The organism is Streptomyces nogalater (genome assembly GCF_039532885.1).
GTDB lineage: Bacteria > Actinomycetota > Actinomycetes > Streptomycetales > Streptomycetaceae > Streptomyces > Streptomyces nogalater.
In genome coordinates, this window is record NZ_BAAASM010000028.1 from 61,657 (window position 1) to 81,648 (window position 19,992).

At 73.3% G+C, this 19,992-nt stretch carries 18 protein-coding genes; 6 read left to right on the plus strand and 12 right to left on the minus strand.

The genetic code is table 11. From position 1 onward, the window contains the following. Positions 1–35 precede the first annotated feature (35 nt). Positions 36–2,087 carry an N-acetylmuramoyl-L-alanine amidase gene (locus tag ABD350_RS19090; RefSeq protein WP_344349364.1) on the minus strand — a complete coding sequence of 684 codons (2,052 nt, stop codon included), beginning with the start codon at positions 2,085–2,087 and terminating at the stop codon, positions 36–38. 231 nt (positions 2,088–2,318) lie between these two features. Further along, positions 2,319–3,863, minus strand: coding sequence for a M1 family metallopeptidase (locus ABD350_RS19095; protein WP_344349365.1), 1,545 nt, complete (start codon positions 3,861–3,863; stop codon positions 2,319–2,321). 231 nt (positions 3,864–4,094) lie between these two features. Here ABD350_RS19095 and ABD350_RS19100 point away from each other — a divergent pair, with 231 nt between their 5' ends. Then, a complete protein-coding gene (locus ABD350_RS19100; protein ID WP_344349366.1) occupies positions 4,095–5,705 on the plus strand; it encodes a peptide-N4-asparagine amidase in 1,611 nt (536 codons plus the stop codon). A gap of 109 nt (positions 5,706–5,814) precedes the next feature. Here ABD350_RS19100 and ABD350_RS19105 read toward each other — a convergent pair whose 3' ends face one another. Next, positions 5,815–6,264 carry a MarR family winged helix-turn-helix transcriptional regulator gene (locus ABD350_RS19105; RefSeq protein ID WP_344349367.1) on the minus strand — a complete coding sequence of 150 codons (450 nt, stop codon included), beginning with the start codon at positions 6,262–6,264 and terminating at the stop codon, positions 5,815–5,817. 113 nt (positions 6,265–6,377) lie between these two features. Between ABD350_RS19105 and ABD350_RS19110 the strand changes: the two genes are divergently transcribed. Beyond that, positions 6,378–8,180, plus strand: coding sequence for an ABC transporter ATP-binding protein (locus ABD350_RS19110; protein ID WP_344349368.1), 1,803 nt, complete (start codon positions 6,378–6,380; stop codon positions 8,178–8,180). A 43-nt stretch (positions 8,181–8,223) separates the two neighbouring features. Continuing rightward, the gene (gene mltG / locus ABD350_RS19115) at positions 8,224–9,126 is read left to right on the plus strand and encodes an endolytic transglycosylase MltG (protein ID WP_344349369.1); all 903 of its coding nucleotides are present in this window, start codon (positions 8,224–8,226) and stop codon (positions 9,124–9,126) included. An 11-nt stretch (positions 9,127–9,137) separates the two neighbouring features. Here mltG and ABD350_RS19120 read toward each other — a convergent pair whose 3' ends face one another. The 5 genes from ABD350_RS19120 to ABD350_RS37965 all read right to left on the minus strand — a co-directional run bounded on the left by ABD350_RS19120 (position 9,138) and on the right by ABD350_RS37965 (position 13,266). Further along, on the minus strand, positions 9,138–10,214 hold the full coding sequence (locus ABD350_RS19120) for an NAD(P)-binding domain-containing protein (RefSeq protein WP_344349370.1): 1,077 nt from the start codon (positions 10,212–10,214) through the stop codon (positions 9,138–9,140). A 179-nt stretch (positions 10,215–10,393) separates the two neighbouring features. Beyond that, complete coding sequence (locus ABD350_RS19125) at positions 10,394–11,401, minus strand: ABC transporter substrate-binding protein (protein ID WP_344349371.1); 1,008 nt, start codon at positions 11,399–11,401, stop codon at positions 10,394–10,396. 52 nt (positions 11,402–11,453) lie between these two features. Continuing rightward, positions 11,454–12,191, minus strand: a complete 738-nt coding sequence (locus ABD350_RS19130; protein ID WP_344349372.1) for an ABC transporter ATP-binding protein — start codon at positions 12,189–12,191, stop codon at positions 11,454–11,456. Beyond that, a complete protein-coding gene (locus tag ABD350_RS19135) occupies positions 12,164–13,054 on the minus strand; it encodes an ABC transporter permease (protein WP_344349373.1) in 891 nt (296 codons plus the stop codon). Before ABD350_RS19135 ends, ABD350_RS19130 begins: the two co-directional genes overlap by 28 nt. A gap of 128 nt (positions 13,055–13,182) precedes the next feature. Continuing rightward, complete coding sequence (locus ABD350_RS37965; RefSeq protein ID WP_350968097.1) at positions 13,183–13,266, minus strand: putative leader peptide; 84 nt, start codon at positions 13,264–13,266, stop codon at positions 13,183–13,185. Between the two features lie 122 nt (positions 13,267–13,388). On the opposite strand from ABD350_RS37965, the gene ABD350_RS19140 reads away from it, so the two are divergent. Next, positions 13,389–13,811 carry a secondary thiamine-phosphate synthase enzyme YjbQ gene (locus ABD350_RS19140; RefSeq protein WP_344349374.1) on the plus strand — a complete coding sequence of 141 codons (423 nt, stop codon included), beginning with the start codon at positions 13,389–13,391 and terminating at the stop codon, positions 13,809–13,811. 67 nt (positions 13,812–13,878) lie between these two features. Here the strand turns inward: ABD350_RS19140 and ABD350_RS19145 are convergent, their stop codons facing one another. Then, a complete protein-coding gene (locus ABD350_RS19145; RefSeq protein WP_344349375.1) occupies positions 13,879–14,286 on the minus strand; it encodes a DUF5997 family protein in 408 nt (135 codons plus the stop codon). Positions 14,287–14,368: 82 nt separating this feature from the next. Here ABD350_RS19145 and ABD350_RS19150 point away from each other — a divergent pair, with 82 nt between their 5' ends. After that, a complete protein-coding gene (locus tag ABD350_RS19150) occupies positions 14,369–15,166 on the plus strand; it encodes a LysR family substrate-binding domain-containing protein (protein WP_344349376.1) in 798 nt (265 codons plus the stop codon). 55 nt (positions 15,167–15,221) lie between these two features. Here ABD350_RS19150 and ABD350_RS19155 read toward each other — a convergent pair whose 3' ends face one another. The 3 genes from ABD350_RS19155 to ABD350_RS19165 all read right to left on the minus strand — a co-directional run bounded on the left by ABD350_RS19155 (position 15,222) and on the right by ABD350_RS19165 (position 17,972). After that, positions 15,222–16,718, minus strand: a complete 1,497-nt coding sequence (locus ABD350_RS19155) for an MFS transporter (protein WP_344349377.1) — start codon at positions 16,716–16,718, stop codon at positions 15,222–15,224. Positions 16,719–16,782: 64 nt separating this feature from the next. Continuing rightward, positions 16,783–17,472, minus strand: coding sequence for an HAD family hydrolase (locus tag ABD350_RS19160; RefSeq protein ID WP_344349378.1), 690 nt, complete (start codon positions 17,470–17,472; stop codon positions 16,783–16,785). A 20-nt stretch (positions 17,473–17,492) separates the two neighbouring features. After that, positions 17,493–17,972 carry an Lrp/AsnC family transcriptional regulator gene (locus tag ABD350_RS19165; protein WP_181797548.1) on the minus strand — a complete coding sequence of 160 codons (480 nt, stop codon included), beginning with the start codon at positions 17,970–17,972 and terminating at the stop codon, positions 17,493–17,495. Between the two features lie 230 nt (positions 17,973–18,202). On the opposite strand from ABD350_RS19165, the gene ABD350_RS19170 reads away from it, so the two are divergent. Next, positions 18,203–19,696 carry an FUSC family protein gene (locus ABD350_RS19170; protein WP_344349379.1) on the plus strand — a complete coding sequence of 498 codons (1,494 nt, stop codon included), beginning with the start codon at positions 18,203–18,205 and terminating at the stop codon, positions 19,694–19,696. Positions 19,697–19,992: the final 296 nt, after the last annotated feature.

A 19,992-nucleotide genomic window follows, 5' to 3' on the forward strand; every position in this document is an offset into this window, starting at 1 on the left:
GCAGCCGGGACCCCTGATTCCCGGCTGCCGCGCGCTCATCGTCCGGCGGGTCCGTCGGGCCCGGCCGGTGCGGTCGGGGTGGCCGGGGTGGCCGGGCTCTTGCGCGGTGCCGACGCGGCGGACGAGGACACCACGTCCACGTCACTGGCCCGGACGTACGCGAGCCGGTGGCCGAACTGGATCTCGTAGTACCTCTCCCGGCCCCACACCACCGGGTTGGGCGTGTCGGTGAAGGACTTGGCGGTGTAGGAGCTGCCGACCCCGGACTGCGTCACATACCGCTGGCCCGCCTGGAGGCTGTACGGGAGCGGCGACTCGGTCGGCTCGTCCATGTCGTCCGGGTACGCCTCCTCCTCCGGGAGAGCACGCCCGTACACCGGGATCTCGTCCAGGCCCTCCTTGGGGGTGACCATCCGCCCGGCCGCGCCGACGGCGGTCGGATGGTTCCGGGGATTCTTGAACCAGGCCTTGTTGCCCTGGAACCAGATCGCCGTCCACTCGCCGCTGCGGTCGGCGACGGCGAAGGTCTGACCGGCGGAGACCCGTGAGCCGAGGTCGTTGACGTCCACGGTGGAGTCGTCGCCGTCCGGTTTGCGGCCCGGGTCCTGGATCAGCGGGGCCCGCTCGCTCGGCTCGGTGTACAGCCGGACGGCGCTGGAGCCGTGCGGCCGACACGGTGAACCACTGCGGGTGCAGCCCGTGAACACCGGCTGGTGCGTGGCGTAGTCGGGCAGGATGGTCACCATGTCACTGTCCGGTCCCGCCGTGGCCCGCAGCGGTGCGCCCAGGAGGTCGAAGTAGTGGCGCCAGTCCCAGAAGGGGCCGGGGTCGTCGTGCATGTCGGGGATGCTGTCGGCGGTCGGGGCCGGAACGTTGTCATGGCCGAAGACGTGCTGCCGGTCCAGCGGGATGGCGTACTTCTTCGCCAGGTACTTCACCAGGCGCGCCGAGGCCCGGTACATCCGCTCCGTGTACCAGGTCCCCGGCTGGGTGAGGAACCCCTCGTGTTCGATGCCGATGGAGCGGGCGTTCACGAACTGGCTGCCGGAGTGCCAGGCCTCGTCCTTGGTCTTGACGTGCTGGGTGACGTGGCCGTCGCCGGAGCGGATCGAGTAGTGCCACGACGACTCCGTGGGGTCCTGCACCGTCTGGAGCATGCTCGGCAGCTCCGCCTCGGTGTCGTGGATGACGATGTACTCGATCGGCTGGTCCCTGGGGCGGTCGGCCAGGTCGTGGTTGCCGTACGCGCTGTCGTCGATCTCCTCGTACGGCGCGCCGAGCCAGTCACAGGCCAGTTCGGCGGGGCACTCGACGTCCTTCTGCCGCTGTGGGCCCTGGGCGGTGCCGTTGTGCCGGCGGGGCCCGACGCCGGGGGTGGCGGGGAGTGTGACCTTCTGTCCCTCGGCGGTGGTGCGGTGCGCGCCCCGGCGGATCAGGGCGAAGACGTCGTCGGCGTAGGCGGCGGCCGACGAGACGTCACGGGTGCCCGGGAAGCGCGCCACCGCCTCCCACCAGTCCGCCGGGTCGGCGCTGAGGGGCTTGCCGAGTTGCCGTTGCGTGGCCGCGAGGAGCGCCGCGCCGCCGCGCACGTTGGCGACGGCGTCCTTGCGCAGTTGTTCGGCCGGGACGTGGATCAACCGTGCCGCGTGGGGCAGGTCCGCGGGCTGCACGGCGTGGCCGGGGGAGGTGTCGGCGCTGCCCGCGGAGGCCGGGCCGGGGGCAGCGGCGCGGGGCTGGGCCTGGACGCCGTCCACCGCCCGCGGGTCGGCGGAGGGGGCCGGAGTGGTGACGAGCTCGGGGTCCAGCAGGTGCATCGGTCCGAAGCCGCCCGCGACGCTGGGCGCGTTGGGGTGGGAGTCCCAGCGCGACTGCAGGTAGGACACGCTCATCAGGACACTGCGCGGCACCTGGAACTCGCGCGCGGCGTCCGTGAAGGCGTCCTGCAGCCGGCGGTCGGAGGGGTCGGCGCAGCCGGACATCGGGAGGATCAGCAGCGGAGGCAGCAGCGCCGCCCCCGCGATCACACAGGCCGTACGGCGGCATCTCCGGACGGCACCGGGGATACGAGCAGCGACAGTTCTTCTCATTGCAGGGGCTCTCCCAACCACGCTCGTTCGGGACCAGGGCAACGGAGTTGCCCGTCGCGCCACCCCTCGTACGTTTCCGTGCCCTGAGCGCCGTGTCGTGGCGAGCGTCACCGGGGTGGACCAGCGGTCCCCCAGAGGCCACCCGGTCGGCGGCAGTGGCTCCGCTGCCCGGGGCAACCAAACATGACGTGCCGTCCGGTCCCGGTCCGCTGGCCCGGGTGACCCGGGCGCTCAGCCCTGCGCCGGGTCCACCTGCCAGTCGGGGTGCCCCGGCATCGGCGGGGTGTGCGCGCCGTACAGCCACGCCGTCAGGAACGGGCCGAGGTCCTCGCCCGCGATCCGGGACGCGAGCGCGATGAAGTCCCGGGTGCCGGCCGCTCGGCCCCGGTAGGCGGTCACCCAGGCCCGCTCGATCCGGCCGAAGGTCTCCTCGCCGACCTTTTCCCGCAGGGCGAACAGCACCAGTGCCGAGCCGTCGTAGCGCATCACCTTGAACAGGGTGGCGTCGGTGGGTTCGGCGGGCGCTCCCTCGTCGTGCCGCCACTGGTCGTGCCGCTCGTACGCCGCCCGCATCACGGATTCCAGATCGGCGCCGCCGTGCTCGTCGGAGTACAGGCGCTCGTAGAAACGGGCGTGGCCCTCGCTCAGCCACAGGTCGGACCAGCGGCGGATGGCGACGCTGTCCCCCGTCCAATGGTGGGTCAGTTCGTGTACGAGGTTGCGTTCGGCGTCGACCCGGTCGCCCAGCAGGTCGTCCCGGGGCACGACGGAGAGCGACTGGGTCTCCAGCGCCACCGGCAGGTCGGTGTCCCCGACCAGCACGCCGTAGCGGCGGAACGGGTAGGGGCCGAGCCGCTCTTCCAGCCAGGCCAGATGCTCGGGGGTGAGCGAGCGGTACTCCTCGGTGTCCGCGACCAGGGCGTTGGGCACCACGTCCCGGACGGGCAGTCCGCGCGGCCCTTCGCTGTCGACGAACGTGAACTCGCCGATCGCCAGCTGGACCAGCTGCGCCGCGATGGGCTGTTCGGAGTCGTATGTCCAGCGGGTGCGGCCGTCGGGGTGGTGGTCGGTGCGGACGAGACGGCCGTTGGCCACCGCGCTCAGGCCGGGCGGGGTCGTCACGCGGAAGGTGACGGGTGCCCGCAGGCTCGGGTGGTCGTTGGCCGGGAAGATCATCCTGGCGCCGTCGGGCTGCGCGCAGACCACGGTTCCGTCGGGGGTGGGCACCCAGCCGTAGTCCTGGATGGCGTCGTCGCGGTGGCGTCCCTGTGTCGGGTCGGCGGTGTACGCGACGCGGACGGTGAACGGGCTGCCGCGCGGGATCGGCTTCGCGGGGGTGACGACGAGTTCGTCACCGTGGCGCTCGGCGGCGGCCGGGGCCCCGTCGACGGTCACGCGGTGCAGCGTGTTGCCCGCGAAGTCCAGGTCGAAGCGGGACAGGGCCTGGGTGGCGGTGGCGCTGACGGTGGCGCCGGCCTCGAAGGGTGTGCGGGGCGCCCGCCAGTCGAAGTCGAGCGTGTAACGGCGGACGGTGTAGCCGCCGTTGCCGGCCAGCGGCATGAGCGGGTCGCCGATGCCCGGCGCGCCGGGCGACGGGGCCGGACCGGTGGCGGCGCCGGCGGCCGGGGCGCCCGGGGCGGGGCGCCGGCCCGGATCGGCGAACGGGGCGGTGCCGGTGGCGACGGCGGCTCCCGTGAGGGCGAGGGCGACGGCGCCGACGAGCGTGCGGACGATCCGGCGGTGCCGCGCCGAGATGCCCGTGACCGGCGCCTTCACCGCGGGTGTCCGTCGGCGGCGCGGTAAGCGGGGCTCGCGGCCGTGCGCCCGGCGGGAGGACCGCCGGCGGTCGTGATCTCCATGCCCGCACTATGCCAGTAAGATCCGTTTATATAACTGATTGTCACTTCTCTGGACGACTGCGCGGTGTCCCGGGGCGGCCGTCCGCATCGCGCCGATCCCTGCGAGGCGTCATTGCGGGCCGGGCCGTCTCCCCGTAGAACACCGGCCATGAGAAGAAAGTTAGTCATGTCCATGCTCGCGGGAGCGACCCTCCTGGTGAGCACGCTCTTCGGCACGGATGCGCCGACCGCCCGGGCGGTGGACGTACCCGCCGAGTTCGGCACCGACTGGCACGACCCGGTGACCGCGGCGCCGCCCGTCGACCGGCCGCACACCCGCTCCTGCCGGGTCACCCTCGCCGACGCGCGGTTCCGCGACTTCACGCCCTACCAGGGCACCTACGCGCCCCCCGAGGGCTGCGGCGACCGCTGGAGCAAGGTCGTATTGCGCCTCGACGGCAGGGTGAAGGGCCGTCAGTACGACCGGCTCGGCTATCTGCGGGTCGGCGGGGTGGAGGTCCTGCGCACCTCCACCCCGGAACCCTCGCCCGACGGCATCGAGTGGCACGTCGAGAAGGACGTCACCCGCTACCGCGACACCTTCCGCGCCGCCCGGGACGTCGAGATGCTGATCGGCAACGTGGTGGACGACACCTACACCGGGGTCATCGACGTACACGTCACCCTGACCTTCTACGCGGGGCGTCCCACGGCTCCCGCGCCCGACCGCGTCCTCACCCTCGCCGGCACGCCCGCCGGTACGACGCTCACCACGCCGCGCAACAGCGAACGGATCGTCGCAGAGGTGTACGCGACCGGATCGGGCGGCGGCTGCGAGGAGTTCTGGTACCTGACCGTCCCCGACCCGGCGCCGTACTCCTGCAAGGCCGGCCACGGGCCGTACCGGGAGGTGCGGATCAGCGTCGACGGGCGGCTCGCCGGCATCGCGGCGCCGTTCCCGCACGTGTGGACGGGCGGCTGGTCCAACCCCTTCCTCTGGTACGTCGTTCCGGCCCCGCGCGCCTTCGACGTCCGGCCCGTCGAGTACGACCTCACGCCCTTCGCCGGCCTGCTCAACGACGGCCGCCCGCACCGTGTCGAGGTGTCCGTCGCCGGGGTGCCGGCAGGGCAGTCGGGCTGGAGCACACCGGTGAACATCCTGGTCTGGCAGGACCCGCACCGGGCCCATGTCCCCGGCGCGCTCATCGAGGCCACCGCCACCGACCCGGCCAACTCCTCGCTCCACACGCCCGGCCGCGAGCACCGCGTGGACACCCGGGCGGGGCACCGGCTGACCGTCTCCGGCTACCTGGACACCTCTCACGGACGGGTGACCACCACCGTCACCCGGACGCTCGCCCACACCTCCGTCCACCGCTGGACCGACGGGGAGAGCACGGACGGGCTCGACGCCTCCTGGAGCGACGACGAGTCGGTCGGGACCGCCGGTCACGGCCCCGCGCGCACGACGCGCACGCACCGGACGTACACCATGAACGGCACCGTCACCCTCGGCCCGGACAACCGGCTGCGCACCGTGCTCACCGTCGGCGACCGGGCATCGGCGGTGACGCGCGAGGGCGGCCGGCGCACCGCGTGGTCACGGCTGGACGACACCTACAGCGGCGACGCCGCGTACACCCTCGACGTCCCGCGTGACCAGCGGCACGCGGTCGGCACATCGACCGAGCGCTACCGCCTGCTCGGCCCGGCGGGCTGCCACGACCGCTCGCTGACCACGGTCCAGGGCGTGCTGACGGAGGACCGCCGCCGCTGCTGAGTCCGGCCGGCCGCCGGTGCGGACACGCAGTGGCCCCGCTCCCCGGCCGGGCCGCACCGGCGGCGCGGACGTCCTCGGGCGGGGGCCCTTCCGAAAGGGAGCCGGCCGCTCAGCAGCGCGGTGCGGCGTCCCCGTCGATCAGCGTGTCCAGCAGTACGCCGAGCACCTGGCGCTCCTTCTCCGTCAGCGGCGCCAGTATCTCCTCGGCCGCCGAGCGGCGGGCGCCGCGCAGTTCGAGCAGGGTGGCGCGGCCGTCGTCGGTCAGCTCGATCCGGGTCACGCGCCGGTTCGCCGGGTCCGGCGCCCGCCGGACCTTGCCGTTCGCCTCCAGCCCGTCGACCAGCGTCGTCACCGCGCGTGGCACGACCTCCAGCCGCTCGGCCAGGTCGGCCATGCGCGGCGGCGAGGGGTAGTGCGCGAGGGTGCGCAGCAGCCGGGACTGGGCCGGGGTGACGCCCAGGTCGCGCTCTTCCAGATGGCGTTTCTGGATGCGGTGCACCCGGCGGGTGAGCCGTAGCAACTGCTCGGCGAGCAGGCCGTCCGGATCGGGGGTGGTCATGCGGGAACAATATCAGGATGCCGTTCATTGTGAGTATAGGTAACAATGAGCTACGATCAGTCATGCATCGTCGGCCGTCCTGGGGGCGGCCCCGTACACCTCCGTAGGAGCCCATGCATCCCGACCACCCATCCTCCTGGACCCCGCCTGCCGACGCCCGCGAGCAACCCCGGCAGGTGCGCCGCATCCTGCGGCTGTTCCGTCCCTATCGCGGGCGCCTCGCCGTCGTCGGGCTGCTCGTCGGCGCCTCGTCACTGGTCTCGGTGGCCACGCCCTTCCTGCTGCGGGAGACGCTCGACGTCGCCATCCCCGAGGGCCGCACGGGTCTGCTGAGCCTGCTCGCGCTCGGCATGATCCTCAGCGCCGTCCTGGCCGGCGTCTTCGGTGTGCTCCAGACGCTGATCTCGACCACCGTCGGCCAGCGGGTCATGCACGATCTGCGCACGGCGGTCTACGGCCGGCTCCAGCGCATGTCGCTCGCCTTCTTCACCCGCACCCGCACCGGCGAGGTGCAGTCCCGCATCGCCAACGACATCGGCGGCATGCAGGCCACCGTCACCTCCACCGCCACCTCCCTGGTCTCCAACGTCACCAGCGTGGTCGCCACGGTCGTCGCCATGGTCGCCCTGGACTGGCGGCTGACGATCGTCTCGCTCGCCCTGCTGCCGGCATTCGTCTGGATCAGCCGACGCGTCGGCAACGAACGCAAGAAGATCACCACCCAGCGGCAGAAACAGATGGCCGCGATGGCGGCCACGGTCACCGAGTCCCTCTCGGTCAGCGGCATCCTGCTCGGCCGCACCATGGGCCGCTCCGACTCGCTGACCGTGTCCTTCGCCACCGAGTCCGAGCGCCTGGTCGATCTGGAGGTCAGATCGAACATGGCCGGGCGCTGGCGCATGGCCGTGATCACGATCGTGATGGCCGCGATGCCCGCCGTCATCTACTGGACCGCCGGCCTCGCCCTCCGCTTCGGCGGGCCCGACGTCTCCCTCGGCACCATCGTCGCCTTCGTCTCCCTCCAGCAGGGCCTGTTCCGCCCGGCCGTGAGCCTGCTGGCGACCGGCGTCCAGATCCAGACCTCACTGGCGCTCTTCCAGCGCATCTTCGAGTACCTGGACCTGCCGGTGGACATCACCGAGCGCGAGAGGCCGGTCCGCCTCGACGCGATCAAGGGCGAAGTCCGTTTCGAGAACGTCGAGTTCCGCTACGACGACAAGGGCGGCCCCGTCCTCGACGGGATCGACATCACCGTGCCGGCCGGCGGCAGCCTCGCCGTCGTCGGCCCGACCGGCGCCGGGAAGTCCACGCTCGGCTATCTCGTGCCCCGCCTCTACGACGTCACCGGCGGCCGGGTCACCCTGGACGGGGTGGACGTCCGCGACCTCGACTTCGACACCCTCGCCCGCGCGGTCGGCGTGGTCTCCCAGGAGACGTACCTCTTCCACGCCTCGGTCGCCGACAACCTGCGCTTCGCCAAGCCGGACGCCACCGACGAGGAACTGCACGCGGCGGCCGCGGCGGCCCAGATCCACGACCACATCACCGCGCTGCCCGACGGCTACGACACCGTCGTGGGCGAACGCGGCCACCGCTTCTCCGGCGGTGAGAAACAGCGCCTGGCCATAGCCCGCACCATCCTGCGCGACCCGCCGGTCCTCATCCTGGACGAGGCGACCAGCGCGCTCGACACCCGCACCGAAGCCGCCGTCCAGCAGGCCATCGACGCGCTGTCGGCCGACCGCACCACCCTCACCATCGCCCACCGGCTGTCCACCGTCCGCGACGCCGACCAGATCGTGGTGCTGGACTCCGGACGCGTCGCCGAACGCGGCACCCACGAGGAACTCCTGGAGCGGGACGGCCGGTACGCGGCGCTGGTGCGCCGCGATGCGCAACTGCGACCGACAGACTGAACATATGCCAGGTTTATGACGATGTGCGTATTACCGTGCCCGCATGCAGACGAACACTCCGCCACGGAGCACGATCCGGCTGACGCGCCGGGGCAGACTCGTCACCCTCGTGGCCGGCGCCGTCGCGGCCGGCACCGCCGTGGTGGTGCCGCTGCTGCTGCTCGCGGGCGACCGCGACCAGGCCGGGCCCGCCACCCTGGTCATCCCGGAGGGCTGGCGCGCCAGCCAGGTGTACGACGCGGTCGACAAGGCGCTCCGGCTGCCCCCGGGCAGCACCCGCAAGTCGCTCGGCAAGGCGGTGCTGAGACTGCCCGGCGAGGCCGAGGGAAACCCGGAGGGCTACCTCTTCCCCGCGACGTATCCGATCCCGGAAGGAGCCACCCCCGAGTCACTGCTGCGGACCATGGTCGACACCGCCAACGACAAGTACGGCCTGGCGCCGGTCGCGGCGGGGGCCCAGCGCAACGCGATGAACCTCCACCAGGCCGTCACCGTCGCCAGCATCGTCCAGGCGGAGGCAGGCACCAAGGCGGACATGGGCAAGATCGCCCGGGTCATCCTCAACCGGCTGGCCCGCGGAATGCCGCTGCAGATGGACTCGACCGTCAGCTACGCGCTCGAACACGACCCCGTCCGCACCGGCCAGAGCGACGGCCAGGTGCAGAGCCCCTACAACTCCTACCAGCGCATGGGTCTGCCCCCGACCCCGATCGACAACCCCGGGCCGGACGCGATGCGCGCGGCCCTCAACCCCACGCCGGGCGACTGGCTGTACTTCGTCACGGTCCGGCCCGGGGACACCCGCTTCACCGCCGACTACGACGAGCACCTGCGGAACGTGGCCGAGTTCCACGCCGTCCACCAGAGCACGGCACCGGCCCAGCCGGGCGGCGGCGTGCCCTGGTCCTCGTCCTCCCCGGTCCCCGCCCAGCCTTCGGTCGGCTGAGCGGCGGGGCGTCACGCGGCGACGGACTCCCCGGCGAGCAGCCGCCGGATGTCCCGGACGGCCGCGCGCCCGGCCCGGTTGGCGCCGATGGTGCTGGCCGAGGGGCCGTAGCCCAGGAGATGGACCCGCGGATCGGCGACCGCGCGGGTGCCCTCCAGCCGGATGCCGCCGCCCGGCTCGCGCAGTCCGAGCGGCGCGAGATGGTCGAGCGCGGCCCGGAAACCGGTCGCCCACAGGATCACGTCGGCCGCCACCTTCCGGCCGTCCCGCCACTCCACACCGTCCGGGACGATCCGGTCGAACATCGGCCGCCGGTCCAGGACCCCGTCCGCCAGACCCCGCCGGATCGCGTCGTTCAACGGCAGCCCGGTGACCGAGACCACACTGCGCGGCGGCAGCCCCTGGCGCACCCGCTCCTCCACCAGCGCGACGGCCGCGCGGCCCGCGTCCTGGTCGAACGGGCCCTCGCGGAAGACCGGGGGCCGCCGGGTGACCCAGGTGGTCGCGGCGGCGTACGGGGCGAGCTCCAGCAGATGCTGGGTGCCCGAGGCGCCACCGCCGACCACCACGACCCGCCGGCCGGTGAACTCCTCGGGGCCGGTGTACTGCGCGGTGTGCAACTGCCGCCCCCGGAAGGTCTCCTGGCCGGGGTAGCGGGGCCAGAACGGCCGGTCCCAGGTGCCGGTCGCGTTGATCAGCGCCCGCGCCGCCCAGGTGCCGTCCGACGTCTCCACGAGCAGTCGTCCCCCGGTGCCCTCGCGCACCGCGCGGACGTCCACGGGGCGCCGTACGCGCAGGTCGAAGGCGCGCTCGTAGCGCTCGAAGTACTCCCGGACCACCTCGGCCGAGGGCCGCGCCGGGTCGGCGTCCGTCAGCTCCATGCCGGGCAGAGCGTGCATCCCGTGCACCTTGCCGAAGGTCAGCGAGGGCCACCGGAACTGCCAGGCGCCACCCGGTCCGGGGGAGTGGTCGAGGACCACGAAGTCGCGGTCCGGCACGGAACCGGTCCGCCGCAGGTGGTAGGCGGCGGACAGACCTGCCTGACCCGCGCCGATGACGACGGTCTCGACCTCGCGTGCTGCGTTCACGCCTGTCCCCAACAGCGGCCGGCGCACGGATCTTCCCGACGGCCCCGCACCCTGCACCCCGCACCCCGCACCCCGCCCCCGGTGTCCTCGTGGGTGCCGTCACGGCGTGGGTGACCGCACCGGTGGCCGCGGGCCCACGGGCACCGGTGCGGGCGTGCGGCGTCGCCGTCCCTCCTTGCTCAGCCCTTCGCCGGGGTCGTCGACGGCGGCAGATCGCCGTTGTACCGCCGGTCCACGAAGCCCGCGAAGTCGACCTTGTGCGGGATGAGCCGCAGCTCGGCGAAGGCGTCGGCGATCCGCTGCTCGGAGGCGACCAGCGGCGCGTCGACGGCGACCGCCACGCGGGTGGAGTTCGTGCGCCGCACGGAGGCCAGAGCCACCTCGTACGGCAGACCGGTGTCTTTCGCCCACACCTTGGCCCACTCCTCCTGGTGGTCGTGCACCCAGTCCGTGGCCCGCCGCAGCCGCGCCAGGTAGTCCTTGACGGCGGCGGCCTTCTCCGGGTCCTTCAGCGCGGCGGGCGAGGCGACCTGGAAGGTGAGGCCGTTGGTGATGCCGTCGCCGGTGGTGAGCACCCGGCCCTGCCCGGCCTGAAGGACCTGCGAGGTGTACGGGTCCCAGACCGCCCACGCGTCGACCTTGCCGGAGGTGAACGCGGCGAGCGCGTCGGCCGGCTGGAGGTACTTCACCGCGACGTCGGACAGGCGCAGCCCCGCCGCCTTGAGCGAGGCGACCAGCTGGTAGTGGGCGGACGAACCCTGGGCGACGGCGACGGACCTGCCCTTCAGCTGCCGGGTCCCGGTCAGCTTCGAGCCGTTCGGCACGAGGATGGTGTCGCCCTTGGAGGTGCCGTGCCAGGCCGCCACGACGGTGATCCTCGAGCCGGCGCCGGCCGCGAAGACGGGCGGGGTGTTGCCGACGCCGCCGATGTCGACGGCCCGGGCGTTGACGGCCTCCAGCAGCGGCGGGCCGGAGGTGAAGGTCGACCACTTGATCTTGTAGTGCAGGTTCTCCAGCTCTCCGGCGGCGCGCAGGATGGCCTCCGAACCGCCCTTCTGGTCACCGACGTCGAGCGTGACCGGGCCCGTTCCATCGGTGTCGGTGCTCGCGGACGAGCTGCCGCCGCAGGCGGTGAGCAGGAGGGCGAGGGGCAGGAGCAGCGCGGCGGGGACGAGTCGTCGTCGCATGACGGTTCCGTTCGGTGCGAGGGTGCGAGGCTGGGAGGATGCGGGGGGTGGGTCAGGCGGTTTCGGCGGCGGTGTCGACGCCGAGCAGTCCGAGCAGCCGGGCGCGGAGCGCGGCGAACCGGGGATCGGTGAGCTCGCGCGGCCGGTCGAGGTCGACGGCCTGCTCGTGGGCGATCCGGCCGCGGTCCATCACCAGGACGCGGTCGGCGAGCAGTACGGCCTCCTCGACGTCGTGCGTGACCAGCAACACCGCGCAGCCCCGGCGCTGCCACACCTGACCGACCAGGCGCTGGGCCCGGATCCGGGTGAGCGCGTCGAGCGCGCCGAACGGCTCGTCGAGCAGCAGCAGATCGGGTTCGCGCACCAGGGCGCGGGCGAGGGAGGCGCGCTGGGCCTCGCCACCGGAGAGGGTCTTGGGCCAGGCGTCGACGCGATGGCCGAGCCCGACCTCCTCCAGCGCCCGCTCGGCCACCGCCCGCCCGGGCCTGCCGGGCAGCCCGAGCAGAACGTTGCGCCACACCTTCTTCCAGGGCATGAGCCGGGGCGCCTGGAAGGCGACGGCCCGGCGGCGCGGGACCAGCGCGGTGCCCTCGATGTCCCGGTCCAGGCCCGCGAGGATGCGCAGCAGGGTCGACTTGCCGCAGCCGCTGCGGCCGAGCAGGGCGACGAACTCGCCGGGCGCGATGTCGAGCCGTAGGCCGTCGATGACCGCGCGGCCGTCGAAGGAGCGGGTCAGCCCCTCGACATGGACCGCGGGTCCGGTCACCGTCCGGTGAACGTCGGTCGCCATTGCAGCAGCAGCCTTTCGAGGGAGCGGACGATGAAGTCGGCGAGCAGACCGAGGAAGGCGTAGACGATCAGGCAGACCACGATCACGTCGGTCCGCAGGAAGTCCCGCGCCTGCACCATCAGAAAGCCGATGCCGGAGTCGGCGTTGACCTGTTCGGCGAAGACGAGCGCGAGCCAGGCGATGCCGAGCGAGTACCGCAGTCCGGTCAGCGCCCCGGGCAGTGCGCCCGGCAGCACCACATGCCGTACCAGACCCCACCGGGAGAGCCCCAACGACTCACCCGCCTCGATGAGTTGGGTGTCGACACCGCGGATGCCCGCGTAGACGTTGAGGTAGAGCGGGAAGGTGACGCCGAGGGTGATGATCGCGGTCTTCGGGGCCTCGCCGATGCCGAACCAGATGATGAACAGCGGGATGAGGCCGACGAACGGCACCGTCCGCAGCATCTGCACCGGTGCGTCCACCAGGTCCTCGCCGATCCGGAACAGCCCGGCGAACAGGGCGAGTCCGGTGCCGGTCACCGTGCCGAACAGCAGACCCAGCGCGACCCGCCGGAGCGAGGTCGCCATGGCCGACGGCAGCGAACCATCGCTCACCAGGTCCCAGCCGACCTGCGCGATCCGGCCCGGCGAGGCGAGCACGTCCGGGGTGAGTACCCCGGTGGCGCTGAGGAGTTGCCACAGGGCCAGCAGCAGGAGCGGGCCGGTGGTGCGGCGCAGCCAGCGGGGGACCCGGGCGCGGCGGGCGGAGGCGGGGACGACGGGCTGGAGGCCGGGGAACGTGCCCTTGCCGGGGTGTCCTGATCCGGAGGTACCGGAAATATCGGCCGATGGAGGGTTGGGTGGGGCGTGGCTGATGCTCATGAACGCTCCAGGGGGAGGGAGGGCTCCTCCTCCGCATCGCCATGCTCAGGTCAATGAGCGGTCAGGGTGTGCGTACGGGCAGGCGGAGGCGGCCCGGAGTCCGGGCGGAGGAGGCAGGGGAGAAGGCGTCAGCGGCCGGTGCGACACGCGGCGGAGGCCACCCGCAGCAGGTCGATGTGACCGCGCGTGGTGAGCAGGGCTGAACGCGACATGCCGCCGAACCTAGCCAGGGGGGCGCGCCCAGGTCAACGGCGTCTCGTGTGACGGACCGGCCGTATCGGAAATCGGCGGTGCCGGGGCGTGTGAAAACCGGCGTATGGGTCAGGATGGGGGCATGTCCGATGCCTTCACCACGCGCATGCTGCACGTCTCCACCGGTTCCCGGGAACGTGTCGTGGACCTGACCGCCGACTGCGAGGAGTTCCTGCGGGAGGCGGCGGCCGGCCGGGACGGCCTGCTCAATATCTTCGTCCCGCACGCGACCGCCGGGATCGCCGTCATCGAGACGGGCGCCGGCAGCGACGACGACCTCCTCGCGGCCCTGCACACCCTGCTGCCCGCCGACGACCGCTGGCAGCACCGGCACGGCAGCCCCGGCCATGGACGCGATCACGTGCTGCCCGCGATCGTCCCGCCGCACGCCACCCTCCCGGTGATCGGCGGACGCCTGGAACTCGGAACGTGGCAGTCGGTGTGTCTGGTGGACACCAACAAGGACAACCCCGACCGCAAGGTACGGCTGAGCTTCCTGGGCTGAGACCCCGAAGGCCGGCCGGGCTTTTCGGGGTACGGAACGGCCCCGCCGCGGGGCGGGGCCGGACGGATCAGTCGCGCTCGGCGGCGCCCTCCTGCTCCGCCCGCTCCTTCTTCGCGTTCTTCAGCCGCGCGGCCTCCTTGCGGACCTCCGCCTGGACGGCGCGCTCCTTCTCCAGCCACTCGGGCCGCTCCTGCTTGAGCGCCTCGATCTGCTCGGTGGTCAGCGCCTCGGTGACACCGCCCCGGGCCAGGCCCGCGATGGACACGCCCAGCTTGGCGGCCACCACCGGGCGCGGGTGGGGTCCGTTGAGCCGCAGCTCGCGCAGCCACTCCGGCGGGTTGGCCTGGAGCTCGTTCAGTTCGGCGCGGGAGACCACACCCTCCTGGAAGGAGGCGGGGGTGGCGGGGAGGTACACACCCAGCTTCTTCGCCGCGGTCGCGGGCTTCATCGTCTGGGTGCTCTGCTGCGACTTCATGAGGTCAAGGGTATCGGCCGTGTGCGCGGGCGCCGACCACGGCCGGAACCGGACGGACGCCGGCGGCCGGTAGTCTGGCCTGGTGACAGGCTCGGAGGAATCACCGTCGTTCCGGCTCGCGTACGTTCCCGGGGTGACGCCCGCCAAGTGGGTGAGGATCTGGAACGAGCGGCTGCCCGGCGTCCCGCTCACCCTCGTCCAGGTCCCGGCCGCCGAGGCGCCCGGGGTGCTGCGCGCGGGAGAGGCGGACGCGGGCTTCGTCCGGCTGCCGGTCGACCGTACGTATTTCAGCGCCATCCCGCTGTACACCGAGACCACGGTGGTCGTGGTCCCCAAGGACCACCTGATCACGGCGGCGGAGGAGGTGACCCTGGCCGACCTCGCCGACGAGGTGCTCTTCCACCCCCTGGACGACGTCTTCGACTGGGACGCCCCGCCGGGCGAACCCGCCTTCGAGCGCCCCGCCACGACGCCGGACGCCATCGAACTGGTGGCGGCGAACGTCGGCCTCCTGGTCGTACCGCAGTCGCTGGCCCGCCTGTACCACCGCCGGGACCTCACCTACCGCCCCGTCGTCGACGCGCCGCAGTCGAGCGTGGCCCTGTCCTGGCCCGAGGAGGCCACCACCGACCTGGTGGAGGACTTCATCGGCATCGTCCGCGGCCGTACGGTCAACAGCACCCGGGGCCGTACGACGGCGCAGTCCGCTGCCGACGCCCGGCCGGGACGCTCCGACCGGGGCGGTGCCCAGCAGAAACCGGCGGCGAAGTCCTCCGGCAAGTCGGCGGCGAAGTCCTCCGGTAAACCGGCGGGCCGCACGGCGGGCGCCCGTACCGGTGGCCGGCCGGCCAAGCGGGGCAAGCCGCGCCGGAGGTCGTGAGCGCGGCAGGCGGCAGGCGGCGAACACGCGCTCCCACCACCGTCGGCCCCTCTCCTCACGTACCCGGCCGCATCCCCTCGGCACCGCCCTCGCCCGGCCCCGGCCCGACCAGCTCCGCGGCCTTCTCCGGTTCGGGCCGTACATGGCGTTCGCGCAGGTCGGCGACCGCCAGCAGCAGGGCGACCATGATGATGCCCACGGCGGAGAGCAGCCCGAGCTGCATCGCCGTATCGGTGCGGCCGTGGTTGGCGAGGTGGGCGAAGTACACCGAGCCCACCACCGCGATCCCGGCCGCCGAGCCGACGCGCTGGCCGGTCTGCAGGACGCCGCCGGCCGCGCCCGCGCGCTGCAGGGGGACCCGGGTGAGCGTGAGGGTGGTGTTCGGGGAGACCGTCAGGCCGGACCCGATGCCTCCCACCAGCAGCGGCAGCGCCGACGCCCAGCCCAGGTTCGGCCCGGGCACGAGGGCCACCGCAGCCATCACCCCGAGCAGCCCGAGGGCCACGCCGCCCAGCCCGATGACGACCAGCTTGCGGCCGAACCGCACCACCAGCCGGCCCCCGGCGGCGGCGCCGATCGCGGAGGCCGCCGCGAACGGCAGCACCGTCAGTCCCGACGCCAGCGCGCTGTAGCCCACGCCGTTCTGGAGGTACAGGGCGTAGAGGAAGAAGACGGTGGTGAAGCCCGCGAAATAGGTCAGGCTGATCAGGGCGCCGAGCGTGAAGGAACGCAGGGAGAACAGGCCCAGGTCCACCAGCGGGGCACGCCCGAGCAGCCCCTGCCGGCGCTCCCAGACCCAGAACGCGCCCAGCAGCACCAGCGCCACCGGCAGCAGCGCCCACTTCTCCCGTCCGGTCCACTGCTGCTCCTGCACCAGGGGCAGCATCAGCGCGAGCACGCCCGCGCCGAGGAGCAGCACCCCGAACAGGTCGAACACCTCGCGCTTGCCCGCCGCCGGGTAACGGGGCAGCAGCCGCAGCCCCGCGACGAAGGCGGCCACCCCGATCGGCAGATTGACGAAGAACACCCAGCGCCAGCCGTCGTCGGTGCCGGCGGCGTCGATCAGCAGCCCGCCCACCAGCGGGCCCGCCGCCGTGGACACCCCGATGACCGTGCCGAGCACACCGAAGGCCTTGGCCCGCTCCGCGCCCTGGAACATCTGCTGGATCAGCCCGGAGGTCTGCGGCGCGACCATGCCCGCCGCCGTGCCCTGGATCAGCCGGAACACCACCAGCCAGCCGGGACCGGAGGCGAGCCCGCACGCCAGCGAGGCCACCGTGAACAGGGCCAGGCCGACCAGGAAGGCCTGGCGCCGGCCGCGCATGTCGCCCAGCCGGCCCGCCGGGACCAGGGCCAGCCCGAAGGTGAGGGCGTACCCGGAGACCACCCATGACTGGACCGCCTCGGAGGCCCCCAGCCCGTGCTCCAGGGAGGGAAGCGCCACGTTCACGATCGAGGTGTCGAGGAGCGAGATGAATCCCGCCGCCAGACAGACCCCGAGCGCCTTCCACCGCCGCTCGTCGGGGGCGGGCCGTGCCTGGACTGTGCTCATGGGGTCACGCTATGCAGCCGTGGCCGACCGCGCACGCGCAGTGGGCCGTCCGTAGCGGAGCCGTTCAGCGGGCCCCGTCGCGCAGCCACGCGTACACCGACCGCGCCCGGAAATCCGTCTGGCCGCCGCGCAGCAGCAGGGACGCGGTGCCGAACTCGGGGGCGTCCGCCTGGGCGGGGACGTACGGGAGGGCGACGCAGCGCATGCCGGCCGCGTGGGCCGCGGCTGCGCCGGGGGCCGCGTCCTCCAGGACCACGCAGTCGGCCGGGGGTGTGCCGAGGCGGCGGGCCGCCTCCAGGAAGACGTCGGGGGCCGGTTTGCCCTGGGGGACCTCGTCGGCCGAGACCGTCGTCCGCAGGTGGGCGGCGAGGCCGGTGCCCTGGAGGACGGCCTCGATGGCCTCGGGGGAGGAGCCCGAGGCCACCGCCATGGGGACGTTGTCGGCGGCCAGCAGCTCCACGAACGCGCGCATCTCCGGGAACGCGCGGGTGCGGGTGCGGGCCAGGTCCAGATAGCGGCGGTTGGTCTCGGCCAGCAGCTCCGGCACCGAGGCGCGCAGATTGTGGCGCTCGCGCCAGATCCGCACCGTCTCCCGGGTGCTGATGCCGACGTAGCTCTCGTGCTCCGTCCAGCTGAAACCGGGGACGCCGTGTGCGGCCAGGGTCTGCCGGCTCGCCTCGTAGTAGTTCGGCTCGCTGTCCACGAGCGTTCCGTCGAGATCGAAGATGACCGAGAGTGTGCCGAGATCGCTCATGGCGTCCAGCATGCCAACCGTCAGCCGCGTGCCGTGGCCCGGCCGACCGACTCCACCAGGGGCAGCAGCCGGTACGGGACCCGTTCGCGCAGCGCCACCTCGGTGCGGGTGCGCACCACGCCCGGGAGGCTGATCAGCTTCTGGATCACGTCCTCCAGGTGCGCGTTGTCCCGGCCCACCACCCGGGCCAGCAGGTCCCCGCCCCCGGTGATCGAGAAGGCCTCCACGATCTCCGGCACGGCGGCCAGCGCGTCCCCCACGTCGTCCAGGTGGCCCTGGGTGACCTCGATGTGCACGAACGCCAGCACCGGATGGCCCAGCGCGGCGGCGGAGAGGGAGGGGCCCGTGCCGGTGATCACGCCGTCCCGCTCCATCCGGTCCAGCCGGGCCTGGAGGGTGCCCCGGGCCACGCCGAGGATGCGGGCGTACTCGCGCACGCTGGTGCGCGGCTGCTCCAGGAGCAGCCGCAGGATGCGGGTGTCGAGTTCGTCCACGGCCATGAGGGACGACTGTACCAATGGTCCAGCCGGGGCGGAGCCGCGTATGCCCTCCGACCTGGTCCGTTGGCATTCCGGCAGGTGCGCGTGCGGGGCCGGTCCTGGGCCAATGGCCCGGCGGATCGGGGCTCACTTGAGCCAGTGACCCCGGTGATGCTCTCATGGGCGTGTCAATGGCGCTGCGGATCCCCGCGGCGCCTTTTCCATATCGGTGTTCCCAGGGGAGGGCAGCAGTGCTGAAGAGGATGTTCGTGGCACCGGACCCAGGGCGGGCGCGGTTGCGTTTCGCCGCGCGGGCCGTCCTCGGCATCGGGCTGGCGGTCGTGGTCTGCGGACTGGCCGGACACTCCCTCCCCGGAGCGGTCACCGGGGGGCTCGCCGCGCTGCTCGCGCTGTTCACCGTCGCCGACCCCACCGTGCGCGGCCAGGCGGTCACCACCGCCCTGCTTCCCGTCGTGGGCGTCCCGGTGCTCGCCGCCGCGGCCGGACTGCACGACCACCCCGTGGCCCGGGACCTGACCTTCCTGGCCGTCGTCGGCGCCGGCGTCTACGCCCGCCGGTGGGGACCGCGCGGGCACAGCCTCGGCGTGTTCGCCTTCATGACCTTCTTCGTGGCCCAGTTCCTGCACGCCACCCCCGCGCAACTGCCCGAGCTGTACGCCGCCGTGCTGCTCTCCGTGCTCGCGGCGGCCGGCGTCCGGTTCGGCCTGTGGTGCTACGAGCGCCGGCTGAACCCGGCCGCCGCGCCGCCCGCCCCGCTCGGCGGCATGGGCCTCGCCCGGGTGACCACCCGGCAGGCCGTCCAGGCGACCGCCGGGGCCGGCTTCGCGCTCGTGGTGGGACAGCTGATGTCCGGACAGCGCTGGTACTGGGCCGTCGGCGCCACCTGGTGGATCTTCGTCAACACCGCCTCGCGCGGCGAGACCCTGGTCCGCGGCTTCCGCCGGGTCCTCGGCACCGTGCTCGGCATCGGCCTCGGCCTCCTCGTCACCGTCCCCGTGCACGGCGCGCCCGTCCCGACGGCCGTCCTCGTCGCCGTCTGCGTCTTCGGCATCTTCTACACCGCCGCGGTCTCCTACACCTGGATGATGCTCTGGGTGACCCTGCTCGCCGCCTCCCTCTACGGCCTGCTCGGCGTCCTCACCCCCGGCCTGCTCGCGCTGCGGCTCGCCGAGACCGGGGTCGGCGCGCTCGGCGCCGCGCTCGCCGTCCTGTTCGTGCTCCCGGTCACCACGCACGCCACCACCGACGCCTGGATCCAGCGGGCCCTGCGCTGCGTGCACGCCTGCACCGCCGAGGCCGCGGCCCGGCTCGCCGGCTCCACCACGGCCGACCCCGCCCCGCGCGTCGCCGAGCTGGAGCAGCTGCTGGGCCGGGTACGGCTGTCGGTGGCGCCGCTGGTGCACCCGCTGAACCCGGTGCCGGCCCGCAAGGCGCGGGCCCGCCGGGTCCTGGCGCTGCTCGACGACTGCGCCCGCGAGGTCCGGGGCCTGGTCGCCGTCGCCGCCGACCCCGAGGCCTCCCACGACGCCCGCCTCGCCGCCGCCTGCTGGCGCGTGGAAGCGGCCGTCGAAGCCCTCACCGCCGGCCGCGCCGAGCCCGTCCGGCACTCCGCCGAACCTCCCGCCGAACCCGCCCTGGCCCATCTGCACGGCCTGGAGCGCGCCCTCGCCGACCTCGCGGAGCCGCTGCGCGCACCGTCCCGGTCCCGCCTGGTCGGGGCCTGAGCGCACCCGTCCCGGTCCCGCTTGGTGGGGGTCTGAGCGCACCCGTCCCGGTCCCGCTTGGTGGGGGTCTGAGCGCACCCGTCCCGGTCCCGCTTGGTGGGGGCCTGAGTGTCCCGTCCTGGCCCGCTCGGTGGGGCCTGAACGCCCCTTCCCTGGCCCGCCTGGTCGGGACCTGAGCGCCAAGTCCGGCGGTACGAACCGCCCTGCCTCCGGCGCCCCTTGGTCTAGACCGCACCGCGGGGGCTGCTACCGTCGGGCCCGGACCGGCTCGACGGGCTCGACCGAGAGGGGACAGC

What these genes read in the sequence shown, in the direction of transcription:
- mltG (WP_344349369.1), top strand. Translation starts at nt 8,224, where the DNA reads ATGCAGACGAACACTCCGCCACGGAGCACGATCCGGCTGACGCGCCGG.
- ABD350_RS19090 (WP_344349364.1), bottom strand. Translation starts at nt 2,087, where the DNA reads ATGAGAAGAACTGTCGCTGCTCGTATCCCCGGTGCCGTCCGGAGATGC.
- ABD350_RS19140 (WP_344349374.1), top strand. Translation starts at nt 13,389, where the DNA reads ATGTCCGATGCCTTCACCACGCGCATGCTGCACGTCTCCACCGGTTCC.
- ABD350_RS19110 (WP_344349368.1), top strand. Translation starts at nt 6,378, where the DNA reads ATGCATCCCGACCACCCATCCTCCTGGACCCCGCCTGCCGACGCCCGC.
- ABD350_RS19125 (WP_344349371.1), bottom strand. Translation starts at nt 11,401, where the DNA reads ATGCGACGACGACTCGTCCCCGCCGCGCTGCTCCTGCCCCTCGCCCTC.
- ABD350_RS19155 (WP_344349377.1), bottom strand. Translation starts at nt 16,718, where the DNA reads ATGAGCACAGTCCAGGCACGGCCCGCCCCCGACGAGCGGCGGTGGAAG.
- ABD350_RS19105 (WP_344349367.1), bottom strand. Translation starts at nt 6,264, where the DNA reads ATGACCACCCCCGATCCGGACGGCCTGCTCGCCGAGCAGTTGCTACGG.
- ABD350_RS19130 (WP_344349372.1), bottom strand. Translation starts at nt 12,191, where the DNA reads ATGGCGACCGACGTTCACCGGACGGTGACCGGACCCGCGGTCCATGTC.
- ABD350_RS19165 (WP_181797548.1), bottom strand. Translation starts at nt 17,972, where the DNA reads ATGGCCGTGGACGAACTCGACACCCGCATCCTGCGGCTGCTCCTGGAG.
- ABD350_RS37965 (WP_350968097.1), bottom strand. Translation starts at nt 13,266, where the DNA reads ATGTCGCGTTCAGCCCTGCTCACCACGCGCGGTCACATCGACCTGCTG.
- ABD350_RS19145 (WP_344349375.1), bottom strand. Translation starts at nt 14,286, where the DNA reads ATGAAGTCGCAGCAGAGCACCCAGACGATGAAGCCCGCGACCGCGGCG.
- ABD350_RS19160 (WP_344349378.1), bottom strand. Translation starts at nt 17,472, where the DNA reads ATGAGCGATCTCGGCACACTCTCGGTCATCTTCGATCTCGACGGAACG.
- ABD350_RS19135 (WP_344349373.1), bottom strand. Translation starts at nt 13,054, where the DNA reads ATGAGCATCAGCCACGCCCCACCCAACCCTCCATCGGCCGATATTTCC.
- ABD350_RS19100 (WP_344349366.1), top strand. Translation starts at nt 4,095, where the DNA reads ATGAGAAGAAAGTTAGTCATGTCCATGCTCGCGGGAGCGACCCTCCTG.